The organism is Nonomuraea sp. GTA35 (genome assembly GCF_041950525.1).
Classification (GTDB): Bacteria; Actinomycetota; Actinomycetes; order Streptosporangiales; family Streptosporangiaceae; genus Nonomuraea.
The window spans coordinates 615870-629465 of the sequence record NZ_JBGNUV010000001.1 but is presented as its reverse complement, the minus strand read 5'-3'; the positions used below and the strand labels follow the sequence as shown (position 1 = coordinate 629465).

Annotated in this window: 13 protein-coding genes and 1 pseudogene; 7 read left to right on the top strand and 7 right to left on the bottom strand. The window is 69.5% G+C overall.

Annotated elements, in window-relative coordinates:
* The first annotated feature begins 619 nt into the window (after positions 1-619).
* Positions 620-1564 (top strand): sulfate/molybdate ABC transporter ATP-binding protein, encoded by a 945-nt coding sequence (locus ACBJ32_RS02790; protein ID WP_375125263.1) that lies wholly within the window; start codon positions 620-622, stop codon positions 1562-1564.
* Positions 1515-1793: pseudogene (locus tag ACBJ32_RS02785) on the top strand (Rrf2 family transcriptional regulator); the annotation flags it as partial. The gene ACBJ32_RS02790 and the pseudogene ACBJ32_RS02785, both read left to right, overlap by 50 nt.
* Positions 1794-1821: 28 nt before the next feature.
* Here the strand turns inward: ACBJ32_RS02785 and ACBJ32_RS02780 are convergent.
* Positions 1822-2472 (bottom strand): hypothetical protein, encoded by a 651-nt coding sequence (locus ACBJ32_RS02780; protein WP_375125980.1) that lies wholly within the window; start codon positions 2470-2472, stop codon positions 1822-1824.
* Between the two features lie 678 nt (positions 2473-3150).
* On the opposite strand from ACBJ32_RS02780, the gene ACBJ32_RS02775 reads away from it, so the two are divergent.
* Both ACBJ32_RS02775 and ACBJ32_RS02770 read left to right on the top strand, forming a co-directional pair.
* Positions 3151-3504, top strand: coding sequence for a CopD family protein (locus ACBJ32_RS02775; RefSeq protein ID WP_375125262.1), 354 nt, complete (start codon positions 3151-3153; stop codon positions 3502-3504).
* 110 nt (positions 3505-3614) lie between these two features.
* Positions 3615-4586 carry a cation diffusion facilitator family transporter gene (locus tag ACBJ32_RS02770; protein ID WP_375125261.1) on the top strand — a complete coding sequence of 324 codons (972 nt, stop codon included), beginning with the start codon at positions 3615-3617 and terminating at the stop codon, positions 4584-4586.
* Positions 4587-4591: 5 nt separating this feature from the next.
* On the opposite strand, the gene ACBJ32_RS02765 is transcribed toward ACBJ32_RS02770, so the two are convergent.
* Positions 4592-5899: an aminotransferase class V-fold PLP-dependent enzyme gene (locus tag ACBJ32_RS02765; RefSeq protein ID WP_375125260.1), complete on the bottom strand. Its 1308-nt coding sequence runs from the start codon at positions 5897-5899 to the stop codon at positions 4592-4594.
* A 258-nt stretch (positions 5900-6157) separates the two neighbouring features.
* On the opposite strand from ACBJ32_RS02765, the gene ACBJ32_RS02760 reads away from it, so the two are divergent.
* Entirely contained in the window at positions 6158-6730 is a 573-nt protein-coding gene (locus ACBJ32_RS02760) for an MFS transporter (protein WP_375125259.1), read from the top strand.
* Between the two features lie 132 nt (positions 6731-6862).
* Positions 6863-7489, top strand: coding sequence for a copper resistance protein CopC (locus ACBJ32_RS02755; protein WP_375125258.1), 627 nt, complete (start codon positions 6863-6865; stop codon positions 7487-7489).
* Between the two features lie 40 nt (positions 7490-7529).
* Here the strand turns inward: ACBJ32_RS02755 and ACBJ32_RS02750 are convergent, their stop codons facing one another.
* Both ACBJ32_RS02750 and ACBJ32_RS02745 read right to left on the bottom strand, forming a co-directional pair.
* The gene (locus ACBJ32_RS02750; protein WP_375125257.1) at positions 7530-7754 is read right to left on the bottom strand and encodes a hypothetical protein; all 225 of its coding nucleotides are present in this window, start codon (positions 7752-7754) and stop codon (positions 7530-7532) included.
* Between the two features lie 92 nt (positions 7755-7846).
* The gene (locus ACBJ32_RS02745; protein ID WP_375125256.1) at positions 7847-8467 is read right to left on the bottom strand and encodes a hypothetical protein; all 621 of its coding nucleotides are present in this window, start codon (positions 8465-8467) and stop codon (positions 7847-7849) included.
* 195 nt (positions 8468-8662) lie between these two features.
* Here ACBJ32_RS02745 and ACBJ32_RS02740 point away from each other — a divergent pair, with 195 nt between their 5' ends.
* Entirely contained in the window at positions 8663-9019 is a 357-nt protein-coding gene (locus ACBJ32_RS02740) for an ArsR/SmtB family transcription factor (RefSeq protein WP_375125255.1), read from the top strand.
* A gap of 1492 nt (positions 9020-10511) precedes the next feature.
* Here ACBJ32_RS02740 and ACBJ32_RS02735 read toward each other — a convergent pair.
* The 3 genes from ACBJ32_RS02735 to ACBJ32_RS02725 are packed head-to-tail and all read right to left on the bottom strand — an operon-like array spanning position 10512 to position 13560.
* Positions 10512-11354: a carbohydrate ABC transporter permease gene (locus ACBJ32_RS02735; protein ID WP_375125254.1), complete on the bottom strand. Its 843-nt coding sequence runs from the start codon at positions 11352-11354 to the stop codon at positions 10512-10514.
* A 29-nt stretch (positions 11355-11383) separates the two neighbouring features.
* Positions 11384-12319, bottom strand: coding sequence for a carbohydrate ABC transporter permease (locus ACBJ32_RS02730; RefSeq protein ID WP_375125253.1), 936 nt, complete (start codon positions 12317-12319; stop codon positions 11384-11386).
* Positions 12316-13560 carry an ABC transporter substrate-binding protein gene (locus ACBJ32_RS02725; RefSeq protein WP_375125252.1) on the bottom strand — a complete coding sequence of 415 codons (1245 nt, stop codon included), beginning with the start codon at positions 13558-13560 and terminating at the stop codon, positions 12316-12318. The genes ACBJ32_RS02730 and ACBJ32_RS02725 overlap by 4 nt, the downstream gene beginning before the upstream one ends.
* Positions 13561-13596 lie beyond the last annotated feature (36 nt).

Here is a 13596-nt window from a genome sequence, read left to right as displayed (position 1 = left end):
ATCCAGAACAACCTGTGAACAAAGGTGTGGCGAACGGTGCGGGGTGGCGACGTTGCTCTCCAGCTGCACCTCCGGCCACTTATCGGAGATCCATGCGGCTCGTTGTGCCGCAAGAGTAGGTTGTTACCTGCATGTTGTCCAGATATTTCACCCGCACTTCCCCGACTTTCATCATGGTCAAGAATAAGTCCTGAACAAACACCCGAGAAGGTCTTTCCTGCGAGAGCGAAGCGGGGTACGTTCGGCGCACGAACGTCCGAAGCAAGCGCTCCCTCAAGGAGGGGCTGGGTGAAGTCCCACCGGCCGGAGAACGCGCACCAGGCCACGCTGCTGCGCCTGCCGCGCGACGGACCCTGATCGCGGGCCGAACTCGCCGACATCACCACCGACCCCGCCGGGTCGCCAACGTTCCGTACCCGAGACGCATGTCGCGCTCCAAGCTCAACACCGAACTCGACCGGCTCGTGGAGTTGGGGCCGCCGAGCCCGACGACCTGCCCGCCTCCCGGGCGGGCACCGTGTGCCGCGCGATGTGGCGGGGCCACCGCATCCCTTCCCTCGGGTCGATTGGACCTGATGCGTCCTAATGAGTTCTGGGAGCAAGCCATCCGGCAGACTCCGTGGTGGAGGCATTCGGCACGACCCGGGTGCTGGACGACGTCTCCATCGACGTGGCCTCCGGCTCGCTCACCGCGCCGCTCGGCCCCTCCGGGGGCGGCAAGTCCACCCTGCTGCGGGTCATCGCCGGGCTGGAGACCCCCGACACCGGCACGGTGGTGATATCCGGCGCTGACGCCACCCACCTGCCCCCGCAGCGACGCAACGTCGGATTCGTCTTCCAGCACTACGCCGCGTTCAAGCACATGACCGTGTTCAGGAACGTCGCCTTCGGGCTGGAGATCCGCAAGCGTCCCAAGGACGAGATCCGCAGCCGCGTCACCGACCTGCTCAGGCTGGTCCACCTGGAGAGCTTCGCCGACCGCTACCCGGCACAACTGTCGGGCGGGCAGCGCCAGCGCATGGCCCTGGCCCGCGCCCTGGCCGTCGAACCGCAGGTGCTGCTGCTGGACGAGCCCTTCGGCGCGCTGGACGCCCAGGTCCGCAAGGAGCTGCGTACCTGGCTGCGCCGCCTGCACGACGAGGTCCACGTCACCACCGTGTTCGTCACCCACGACCAGGAGGAGGCGATCGAGGTCTCCGACACCATCGTCGTCCTCGCCGACGGCCAGGTGAAGCAGGTCGGCAGCCCCGCCGACGTCTACGGCCACCCCGCCGGCCCGTTCGTCATGCGCTTTCTCGGCCCGGTCACCGAACTGGACGGCCACCTGGTCCGCCCGCACGACATCGACCTCGACATCGGCCCCGTGGACGGCGGCATCCCCGCCACCGTCACCCGCGTCGTCCGCCTCGGTGTCGAAGTCCGGGTGGAACTGCTCATCGGCGAGCAAGAGGCCTGGGCCCAGGTCACCCGAGGCACCGTCGAAGGCCTGGACCTGCGTCCCGGCCAAGCCGTCCATGTGCGGCCCAGCCCGGCCGCCCGCCCTCTCGCCGTCAGCACGCCATGACCACCACCCGCCGAGGCCGCTGGGGGCCGCCCCAGCCCGGATTGTGATGCGCATCTCCGCCCGCACCCACTACGCCCTGCGCGCCGCCGTCGCCCTCGCCGCCGCACCGCCAGGTCCCGTGCACGCCCACAGGATCGCCGCCGACCAGGACATCCCCCGCAAGTTCTGCGACAACATCCTGCTGCAGCTACACAAGGCCGGCCTGCTCCACAGCCAGCGCGGATCAGAGGGCGGCTACTGGCCATTCGCCTCCCCATTCAGGATTGGGCGCATACTGCAGGCTGCGGCGCGGACGGCGCCGGCTTCAGAAGCCCGCAGAGCGTCCTCAGCGACACTTTCCAGACGTCGTCCTGCAGGACGGCGGTTCCCGTGGCGTCGGCCAGAAGGATGTCATCTTCGTTGCCTGCCAGCGTGTAGCGCACCTCGGCCTCGACATCGGAGCGGAAGGTCACCTGGTCCACGATGGCCTTGACCCGTCGAATGCGCTCGTCCGTCGTGAAGCCCTCCACGAACAGCTCTTGGTCATGACCGTCCTGCAGGAGGTCAGCCTTCCTGCTCATCGTCGTGCTGGGGTTGAAGAACGCGGACCAGTTGCTGCGCACCTGCGCGTCCGCCTCCTGCGGGTCCGCGGGCGCGGTCGGCGACACTGATGTCGCCATCGTCTCAGCCGTGGGCACGGCGGGCGGGGCGACGGCGCTCGACGTGATCTTCGTCGGCGCCGGAGTGCGGCCTGGGCCGGTCTCGCTCGTACAGGCCGTGGCCAGCGAGAGCGGCAAGGCCACGCTCGCCTGCTTCCAGCCAGGTGCGCCCGGCATCGACATCACCGTTCCTTCTGGCGTCGCCCCCGCATTCAGGTCATGCTCGCCACAGGAGACAGCACGGCGGGAGGCGCCCTTGCTCTCGGTCAACGCTCGCACGAACCGCCGGTACGCGGGCGCCACTCTCCTGATCGGAGCCGCGGTACTGCTGGCGGCGCTGTGGTTCGGCGACGCCGTGCCGCAGACGGCTCTTCCCGGCCTGCCCGATCCCGGCCCGATCACCGGGTGGGGGCTGCCGCCGGCCCGCCTGATGCTGGTGCTGGGCGAGGTGCTCACCGTCGGGACGCTCGTGACGACCGTGATACTGGCACCGGACACGCGGCTGCTTCGCGTGGCCGGCCTGTGGGTGGTCCTGTGGAGCGCGAGCGCGCTGGCCGCCTACCTGCTGACGCTCTCGGACTTCGTCGGCGTGCCGGTGACCGGCGTCCTGGACGCCCGGTCCATCGCCTTCGGCACGACCTTCCCCCAGGGGCAGGCGCTGCTCCTGGTGCTGGCCGCGACGCTGGTGGTGGCCGTGGGCTCGCTACTCCCGGCACGGCGGTGGTGGAAGGTGCTGCTCCTGGCCGTCGCGGTGTTCGCGTTGCTGCCGCCGGTCTACGTCGGGCATGCCGCGTCCGCGAGCGCGCACGACCTCGCCGTGTCCGCGCCGGCGGTGCACGTCGTCGCGATCGCGGTGTGGGTGGGCGGCCTGCTCGGCACGGCCGCGTACCTGCGCGGACCGGAGGGTGAGCTGGTGGTGGCGCTGCCCCGGCTGAGCACCATCGCGCTGTGCTGTTTCGTCGCGGTGGCGTCTCCGGGGTGGCCAACGTCTGGGTGCGGCTGGGGGCGGTCGAGCAGCTCTGGCAGGCGCGGTACGGGCTGCTCATCCTGGTCAAGGTCGTGCTGCTCGCGGTGCTGGGGGTCTTCGGCTGGACGCATCGAGCGTGGGCGTCGCGTGCTCGGGGACAAGCGCGCGGCGTCCACCAATCCTCAGAAAGATCTGCGACACGCTTTCGACGGCCGCACAGGACGCGGATGGCCGATGAGCTGCGAGGGGCGGTGAGAACCATCCTGACCTGCATATTCATGGCATGTGCTGTTGCGCAGGAATGGCACCTGATTCGTTGTCGCGTGCGCACATGACTACATATACTCCGCTCACAGTCCGATTCGGGCGAGGAAGGGCGGATATGTCGGATCAGCACGGACATGGGCATGGACATGGGCACGGTCATGCCCGTGGAATCAGCCGGGTGTGGGGCGGGATCAAGCACCTGCTCACCCCGCACAGCCACGACAGCGCGGACAAGACCGACGCGGCCCTGGAGTCCAGCGCCCGCGGCATGCGGGTGCTGGCCATCTCCTTCGCCGCGCTCATGGTCACCGCCGTGGCCCAGGCGGTCATCGTCGCCTACTCCGGCTCCGTCGCGCTGCTGGGCGACACCCTGCACAACTTCGCCGACGCGCTGACCGCCGTCCCGCTGGCCATCGCGTTCTGGATCGGCCGCCGGGTGGCCACCCGCCGCTTCACCTACGGCTACGGCCGGGCCGAAGACCTGGCGGGCATCGTCATCGTGCTGCTCATCGCCGCCTCAGCCGGGCTCGCGGGCTACGAGGCGGTCAAACGCCTCATCGACCCCCAGAACGTCGAAGCGCTCGCCTGGGTGGCCGGCGCCGGCCTCGTCGGCTTCCTGGGCAACGAACTCGTCGCCCGCTACCGGATCAAGGTCGGCCGCGAGATCGGCTCCGCCGCCCTCGTCGCCGACGGCCTGCACGCCCGTACCGACGGCTTCACCTCCCTGGCCGTCCTGCTCGGCGCGGGCGGCGCCGCCCTCGGCTTCCCCATCGCCGACCCGATCGTGGGACTGCTCATCACCGTCGCCATCCTGTTCGTGCTGCGCGACGCCGCCCGCGAGATCTACCACCGCCTCATGGACGCCGTAGACCCCAAGCTGGTCGAGCAGGCCGAGCAGATCCTCGCCACGGTGCCCGGCGTCCGGCACGTGGGAACGGTACGGCTGCGCTGGATCGGCCACGCCCTGCGCGCCGAGGTCGACATCCAGGTCAGCCACGAGCTGACACTGATCGAGGCGCACGCCGTGGCCGTGGAGGCCGAGCACCGGCTGATCCACGACCTCCCTCGGCTGAAGGCCGCGACCGTGCACGCCGACCCCGACGGCCCGGACGGGATCGACCACCACGCACCCCTGCTCACCCACCGGTAGCGTCCTCAGGCGCGCAGCAGAGGCACCATGCGGCGCAGCGCCTCGGCGAGCCGGTCCACGTCGTCGCCCGAAGTGAACAGGGCGGGGGTGACGCGCACGCCACCCCCGCCCGCCATGCCGCCTCGGGCGACGGTGTACAGGCCATAGGTGTCCATCAGCCGCCGGGCGACGGCCGCGTTGTCGGACTCGGAGGTGCGGCCGGTGACGCGGAGGGCGGTGATCGCCCCGTACATGGCAGGCTCCTCCGGGGTCAGGATCTGCAGGCCGGGAACGTCGCGAACCTGGCCGACCCAGCGCCGGCGCAGGTACCGCAGCCGGGCCTGCTTCACCTCACCGCCCAGCGCCAGATGGAAGTCCAGGGCTCGCGGCACGGTGAGGACGGCGGCGACGTCCATGGTGCCGGAGTGGACCCGCGAACGGATGTCGTCGGCGGGGAACGTCCGGTCGGCGAAGGCGGGATCGACGTCGGCCAGGCGGTCCTGGCGGATGTAGACGAACCCGGTACCGAGCGGCGCACCCATCCACTTGTGCAGGGAGAAGACGGCGAAGTCGGCGCCGAGTCCGGGCAGGGTGAAGTCGAGATGGCCCCAGGAATGGGCGGCGTCGACGATGACGTCCACGCCGCGCTCACGCGCCATGGCAACGATCTCCCGGACGGGCGTGGCCAGGCCGGTGCGGTTGTTGACGTGCGAGAGCAGGAGCAGCCTGGCCTTGTCGTGCCGGCGCAGCGCCTGCTCGTAGACGTCCAGCACCGCCTGCCGGGTGGCGGGCTCGGGGATGACGACCCGGCCGACCCGGACGCCGCGCCGTTCGCGCAGCCAGTCCATGGCGTACTGGGCGGCCGGGTAGTCCAGGTCGGCGTACAGCACGGTGTCGCCCGGCGACAGCCGGCGGTAGCCGCCGATCAGGCACTGCAGGGCCTCGGTGCCACCTCGGGTGAGCGCGATCTCCTGCCGCGTGACGGCGAGCAGCGCGGCGATGCGGTCCCGTACCGCGTCGGCCTGGTCGCTGTAGTCGGTACGCAGGAAGTGGGAGCCACGCGCGTCGAGGTCGTCCACGGCGCGGTGATAGGCGCGCCGCACCGGCTCCGGCATGATCCCGTAGTAGCCGTTCTCCAGGTTGACGAAGTCAGGGCTGACCGGGAACTGCGCCGCCACCCGGGCCCAGAAGCGCTCGTCGCGGGCGACCTCGCCGGCGGGCACGCCGCGGGGCGCGGCCGGAGCCGCCTCCAGATCCGCGAGAACGCGATGGCCCGCCATGCCCGCAGCCGCCAGCCCGAGCCTGGTGACGATCTGGCGTCGGGACACGCTCACCACAAGGCACTCCAGAAGACGAGGCAGGCCGATCACCGACACGTGCGCGACGCACGCCCGGCAGGACAGGCCTGCCCATTACGGCCGCGTGCCGAACTCCCATCTCCCGCCGAGCGCCGCCTATGCAGGGGACAAACTACGCGCCGATGCTGCAGGCCGGACTCGCGCCCGCCTCTCCGCCATGACCGCAGCCGTTCCGCCAGCGGCCATCGTGGACGAACGAGACATCCGGCCGCGCCGCCGTGCGATGATGCTGGCATGCCCGCCACCCTTCCCGCCGCCACACCGTTGCGTGTGCTGCGTGCCGTCGTGTTCGCGGTGGTGGCGTTCGGGCTGGGCGGCTTCGCCCATGTGGTCGCGGGTGGCGTGGTTCCTCTCGACTCCGCGCTGGCGGCCTTCGCCGTCTGCCTCGCGGCCGCGTACTTCCTGGCGGGTCACGAGCGATCCCCTGCCGCGATCGCCGGGGCGCTGACGGCCACTCAGGTGGCCTTGCACCTACTGTTCGCCGTCACCGATGCCGTCGCCGAGGCGACCGGCCACGCGCAGCACGCACACCTCGGGCTCGTGCCGGACGCCGGCATGCTCCTCATGCACGGCTGGGCGATCACGCTCAGCGCGCTGTGGCTGTCACGTGGCGAGACGCTGCTGTGGTCGCTGCTGCGCCGCCTGGTCATCCGGCTGCGCATCGTCCTCGTCCTGCTCGTGGATCCGGCCGTACGCGCCGTGATCGTCCGGCCGTTCCAGCGGGCCGTGATGCTGCGTTCGGCCCTGATCGAGCACGACGTAAGCAGGCGCGGCCCGCCCGCCGCCGCCTGCGCGCACACGGCCTGACCTCACACACCGACACGCTGCGGTCGGACTTCGAGCGGATCAGCGTCGTGCGGTCACGTCCGGACGGGCGGGACCGGCCTTGCGCGCGTCAGCGCCGATCATCTGATTCGTCTCCCGTTGCAGAGGTTCACCGTGACTCATCGCTCCTTCATCGCTCGACTCGCCGCGCTGGCGGCGATCACTCTTGTCGCCGTCGAAGGCCTGGCGGCTCCGGCCATGGCCCACGCCGGGCTCAAATCCAGCGATCCCAAGGACGGCTCGACCGTCAAGGAGCCCATCTCCAGCATCGAGCTCGTCTTCACCGAGGACATCAACCCGAGGTACACCACCGTGCTCGTCACCGGCCCCGGTGACGCCAAGGTGGCCGACGGCAAGCCCGAGGTCAAGGGCGACACCGTGACGCAGGGGCTCAAGCCGGACCTGGCCGACGGCAAGTACCGGATCGCGTTCCGGGTGATCTCGGCCGACGGGCACCCCGTGGCCAAGGAGTTGCACTTCACGCTCAAGCAGCCAGCTCCCGAGCCGACGCCGACCGCGGAGGATTCCGCCGACATCACCGCTTCGCCGGAGCCGAGCTCGGCCGCGCCGGTTCCGTCGTCGGCGGCACCGGTGGCCGCGGAGCCGGCCGCCGCCGCTTCGACCGACGAGGGCGGCTCGGGCGTTCCGGTGATGCTGATCGTCGTGGGGGCACTCGTGGGCGTCGTCGGCGTGGGCGTCGTCGTGGCCGGGCGCAAGCGCGCCACCGGTCCCCAAGCCTGACTGCGCATCGTGACCGGCCCTCGCGGGCCGGTCACGTGTTTCAGGGCTGCCGGGCACGGCGCCGGGACCGGAGCCCCAGCAGGACGTCGATCACGAGAAACGCCGCCAGCGAGATGCCCATGAGCGGCAGGAAGGGGGCGATGAGGATGCCCGCGTAGAAGTGCAGGCGAATGATCAAAGGCTGTAGCGCGGTCCACTCTGCGCGCTCGGGTGAGGACTGAGGAACGTGTGCGGCGGCATGGCCGAGGTCAGCGGTCGAGGTCATCGGGCGCTTCTCCAAGCTCGCGGAGCGGCACGGGCCTGCAACGGCACGCGAGCGCTCAGCAGGGGTACAAGGTGGCCGCGCTTCCCCGGCGGTCATGGCCGGGCGCGGCGGAGCCCGGGACGGCGGCCGTGATGGCCGGGCCCGAGAGGAAGGAACCAGAGCAGGGAGAGAAGCGCCGGCGGGCCACGCCGGGAGATCACCGCCGCGCATCGGGATCGAGGGAGTGTGACGCGCTCGTCCCGGTCCGGTCGAGGGCGCACGCCCGCCTCAACCGGCCCGCCGAGCAGGACCGTCAGAACCCTCCCCCAGAGCCGCACGGCCGTGACGGCCAGATGCAGCAGGGCGGCCAGCGCCGATTCGCCGCGCTTCAGCCACCAGGCCGAGATGAGCGCCGTCATGCCGTGCACCAGGAACATGCCCACACCACTGCCGTGGTCGTGGAAGGGCGCCGCCGGCACGGCCGCACTCGCGCTGAACAGGTGATGCATGCCGTACTGGGTGACGAAGCAGGCCACCAGCAGGACGCCCAGCCCGCGCTGCCGTCCACCGATCAGGAAGGCTCCGGCCCAGGTCAGGGCGTACGCGCCGAGCAGCACCTCCTGGCGCACGGGCGTACCGCCGGCCAGCCCGTGCAGGACGGCCGACACCAGCACACACAGCGCCGCGAACGCCGCGGCGCGCATGGCGCGCATGACAGGCCGGCCGATCTGCACCGGGTCATCGTGCCACGACGTCCCGCATCCCCACTTCCTCAGAAATGACCAGCGTCTGTCGTGAACCGGGATACGCGCAGGCCGCGTATCTCTCCTGGCAGTGAACCTCCTCATCGCTCATGAAAGGTTCACGCGCATCTCCGCAAAGCGCGCTCTCCTTGCCCGACGCGGCTCGACGGGAGAGCATACGTAGTCATGTATGCACCCGACGACGACTCCCACCCCGACACCGCGCCCGAGCAACCCACCGACGAGCAGGTCAGCGCAGCGGTGGACGCGTTCCGCCTGCTCAGTGACGGCACGCGGCTGCGGCTGATGTGGCTGCTGTCCTACGGTGAGTACGACGTCGGCAGCCTGGCCGAGGCCCTTGGCGTGGCACGCCCCTCGGTCTCCCAGCACCTGGCGAAGCTCCGCCTGGGCGGGCTGGTGCAGACGCGCAGGGAGGGACGTCACGTGGTGTATCGGGCCCGCGACGCCCACGTCCGCTCCCTCATCAAGGAGATCCTTTTCCACGCCGACCATGAGGTGTCAGGTATCCCCCGCCACGGCTGAGTGATGATGTCGCCATGCCGGCCGCCGCCCCCAGCTACCGTGCCACTGCGCGCCGCGTACCGCTCGAACATCGAGTTACGTGTCCTGAACTGCAGTTGAGCGGCGTGGCGGTATTCGTTGATCATGCCAGCAACGGCGGGTTCTCGGTGGATGGATCGCAGGTCGTTGAGGTCGGTCACCGCGCGGGCGGGCTGCGTCACGGTGTCCCGGGGGACGTTGGTGCCGGGACTGGTGCGGCCGGTGCCGGTTGTAGTGGATCAGGTATTCGTGGAGCGAGAGCGTCAGGTGGCGGGCGTTGAGCATCAGGATGCGGTCCAGGGGTTCCAGCGCAGGGTGCCGATGACCCACTCTTAGATGGCGTTCATCCGCGCCGCCCGCGGCGGCGCGCATGACGATCCGCAGCCCTTCGGAGGTGAAGACCTCTCTGAAGGCGGAGGTGAGAGCGCATCCCGATCGTCAATCACGAACCGCAGCCCGGCGATACACTCCCCCAGGTCCATCACCAGGTTGCGGTGAGCCGCGCTGCAGGCCGACCCGCCAGAACCAGCATGAAGCGCTCCGATAAGCGCCGCGACCTTGACGTTCGGAGCGCGAGGTCAGCGCCGAATCCGCTGGCCGGCGCCGATGGCACCCATGCCGCAGCTTCGACTGCGTTCCGCCGGCAGGACACCTCGCCTCGGGCGTGGCAGTCCTGGCCGAGATCATCACTGCGGACTTCTCCGCCCTGATTTCCTCCACAGGCATTCCCCCGCCATGAGCTTGAAGTCAAGGGAAGTCAAGCCGCACGATTGCCCGCATCGGCCTTCACCACAAGGGCACGGAGCCGCAGGAGTCGGTACTGGAGCCGGCCGCCCACTTGGGCGTCACCGCCGAGGACTACCGCGAGGCCAAGAAGATCAGGGACAGATATCGGGAAACAGGAGTGAGATGAACCCGAGGTGATCGGTAACGGTCACCAATGCCGCAAGTGCGGGAAAGCTCAGGAGTACCCAGCCGCCGAGGCCTCCTAGTATGGCTGCACTCTCACCCCTCCCGTACCAACTGATGGAGCGCCTGGCAATCTGTAAGCCAGGGACACATACCGAACGGAACCGTCCACAACAACGGTCTGCCCGCCGAGTACAACGCATGGCTGCCCGGAAATCCCTTGCTGGGTCCAGGCCACTTCACGCCACCGTGAACAGGTACCACTCTCCGTCCGCTGGCAGAAGCCGGCAGAACGCCCTCGGCGAGGGAGACCGTAGGGAGACCGGAAGTCCAGACAGCGGCGGCTGTCAAGCGGCACAGCCCGGCACCATGCAGACAACACCCACGTCCCAAGCTGCGCAAACACCGACGCGCAGGCCGGAACCGTCACCGTCCGACATATTCCTCTACGAACTTCAAGTTCGTGGACTGGCGGAAGGTCGAGGACGCGATCGACTGAGCTGCCGAGCCCTGCGCCCTCGCGGGGGTGCAGGGCTCGACCAGTACGTTTCCTCGGCGGTTCTGCTCACTTGATGGCGCCCGCCCCGATGCCCTTCACGATGTGCCGCTGCGCCATCAGGTAGAAGATCACGACGGGCACGATCGAGATGGTGGTGGCGGCGAGCAGGATCTGCTGCTGTGGCGTCTCGGCGGAGGTGAAGGCGGTCAGGCCGCGCTGGATCGGCATGAGGGAGTTGTCCTCGAACAGGACGAGCGCCATGAGGTACTCGTTCCACGCGCCCAGCCCCTGGATGACCGCCACGGCGGCGAGGCCGGGCCGGGCCAGCGGGAGGATCACGTTCCAGAAGATGCGCAGCGGGCCGGCGCCGTCGAGCGCGGCCGCCTCCTCCAGGGCGCGGGGCTGGCCGACGAAGAAGCTGCGCATGATGAGCGTCGACATCGGGATGCCCGAGGTGATGAGGATCAGCACGTAGCCGACGGGGTTGTTCGTCAGGTTCAGCGAGATGAGCAGCTTGTACTGGGCGAGGAACATGGCGGGCGCCGGGATGATCATCACGGCGAGGATGACGAACGTGAACGCGCCCTTGCCCGCGAAGTCGAGCCGCGCGAGGGCGTATCCGGCGAGGCTGGACACCACCAGGATGCCGAGGACGGCCGACCCCGTGTAGAGCACGCTGTTGCGCAGGTAGACGCCGAGTTCGCCCTGCACCCACGCGGTCACGTAGTTGTGCCACTGCGGGTCCGCGGGCAGGAAGCTCTTGTTCGACAGCAGCTCCGTGAGGCTCTGCAAGGACCCGGACAACATCCACAGCAGGGGGAACATCGCGATCAGCGCGGCGACGCCCAGCAGTCCGTACAGGCCGGCCTTGTGGACGGGAACCCTGCGTCGTGCCGAAGCGATGGACATCTCCTCGGTCCTTCCTGTCGTCCGGCTGCTCATGCGCGGGACCTCCGCCTGGTGATCGCGAGCTGGATCACGGACAGCAGCACGAGGGCGCCGCCGAAGATGACCGACATGGCCGCGGCGCTGCCGTAACGCCAGTTGACGAACGCCTCGTTGTAGATCGCGAGGGTCGGCACCATCGTGTGGTGGCCGGGCCCGCCGTTGGTCAGCACCTGGACGGTCCCGAAGATCTGGAGCGCGGCGAGCAGCGTGAGCAGGCTGACGATCGAGGTGACCGGGGCCAGTTGCGGCCAGGTGATGTACCGGAACTTCGACCAGCGGTTCGCGCCGTCGAGCTCGGCGGCCTCGTACAGCTCCTTCGGCACGTCCTGCAGCCCGGCGAGGAAGAGCAGGAAGCCGAACCCCCAGTGGAACCAGACGAACACCGCCGCCACGGCGGGCAGCGCGACGGCCGGGTCGCCCAGCCAGTTCTGCTGCAGCGCGTCCAGCCCGGCCAGGCCGAGCAGCCGGTTGAGCACGCCGGAGCCGGGGGCCAGGATGAAGGAGAACAGCAGGCCGACGACGACGACCGACAACACGCCCGGCAGGTAGAAGACGGTGCGGAAGAACGTCCGGCCGCGGGTGACGCTGTTGACGGCCAGCGCCATGCCCAGGGCGACTCCGTTGCCGACGACGAAACCGACGACGCCGAAGAACAGGACGTTGCGCATGGACGCCCAGAAGATCGGGTCGGAGGCGACGAAGTCGTAGTTGTCCAGCCCCACCCACGGGGTGTCGGGGCTGACGCCGTCCCAGGACTGGAAGCTCAGCAGGATGGCCTGCGCAAACGGCGTGATCGTGAAGATCCCGACGAGCGCGACGGCCGGCGCCAGGAACAGCCAGCCGATCAGGTTGCGCCGGACAGCGCGCCTCCCGCGCGGCGCCCGGGAGGGGCGCCGTGCGGGAATCGCGAGGTGCTGCGTCGTCATGACGTACGGTCCTGCGCCGCCTGGATGGTGGTGAGCGCTTCGTCCACCGTCGTCTCGCCCAGCACCAGGCGCTGGGACTCCGCCCTGATCGCGGTGATCACGTCAGGCGTGAAGGTCGTCGACATGACCTGCATGGTCTTCACCCCGGCGGCGAAGCCCGCGAGCTGGTCGGGGATGTCCGCGCCGGCGAGGAGTTCCGGGTTGCTGGGCAGGATGCGGGCGGTCTTGGCGAACACCGCCTGCTGCTCGGGCTCGGTCAGCCACTTGACGAACGCGAGCGCCTCCTTGGGATGCTCGCCCCTCGGGTTGATCACCGCGCCCTTCCCGGGGATGCCCGGCGAGCGCGGGTCGTGGACGCCGCCGGGGGCCTTGGGCAGCCCGGTGGAGAAGTAGTCCTCGAATTCCGGGTTCGTCCTGAGTCCGACCGCGATGCCGGGGGCGGCGTCGAAGATGGCGCCCATCGACTTGGTGAAGAAGGACGACTCCACGTTCGGGTGGTCGTCCTGGCCGCCGGGGATGGAGTCGTCGGCGAGCACGCCGGCCTTCTTCAGGTCGGCCAGGAACTGGAAGGCGTTGCGCCAGCCGTCCTGTTTCCAGCTCGCCTTCCCGTTGAGGGTGGCTTCGATCTCGGCGTCCGTCAGCCAGTTCGAGGCGAGGCCCTGGATGATGTTCGGCGTCTGCGATGCCGCGATGGAGAACTTCGCCTTCTTCGCGGCGAGCGCGTCGATGAACTCGGTCGTCGTCGCGGGTGGCTTGTCCGCCGACATTCCGGTCAGCGCCGGGTTGATGAGGAAGCCGTACGTCTGCGTCTCCCAGTGCACCGAGTAGATGCCGGGCTTGACCCCGAGGTTGTTGCCTTCCTGGAACGTCGACATCTTGAGCACGGCGGGGCTGAAGTTCTTGCTCCAGCCGGCGTTCAGCTCGGCGGAGAGGTCCATCGCCCAGCCGGCCTTGTAGAACGGCGCCATCTGGGACGCGTCGAAGGACGAATAGACGTCGGGCATGGACCTCGACTGCGCCTTCGCCTGGAGCTTCGGCAGGTAGTCGGCCGGTCCGGGCGAGTCGATAGTGATCTTGACGCCGGTCTTCTTGGTGTACTGCTGCGCGAGCTGGGTGAGTGCGGCCTCCTGCCCGCGCGACTGGTTCATGAAGGTCAGTTCGACGCCCCCGGTGGCGGGTTCGTCGGACGACGAACAGCCGGCCAGGGCGAGCGCCCCGGCGATCGCCAATGATGCTGCCACGATGGTGGGGCGGCGACGAGCGCCACGTGCTGAAAG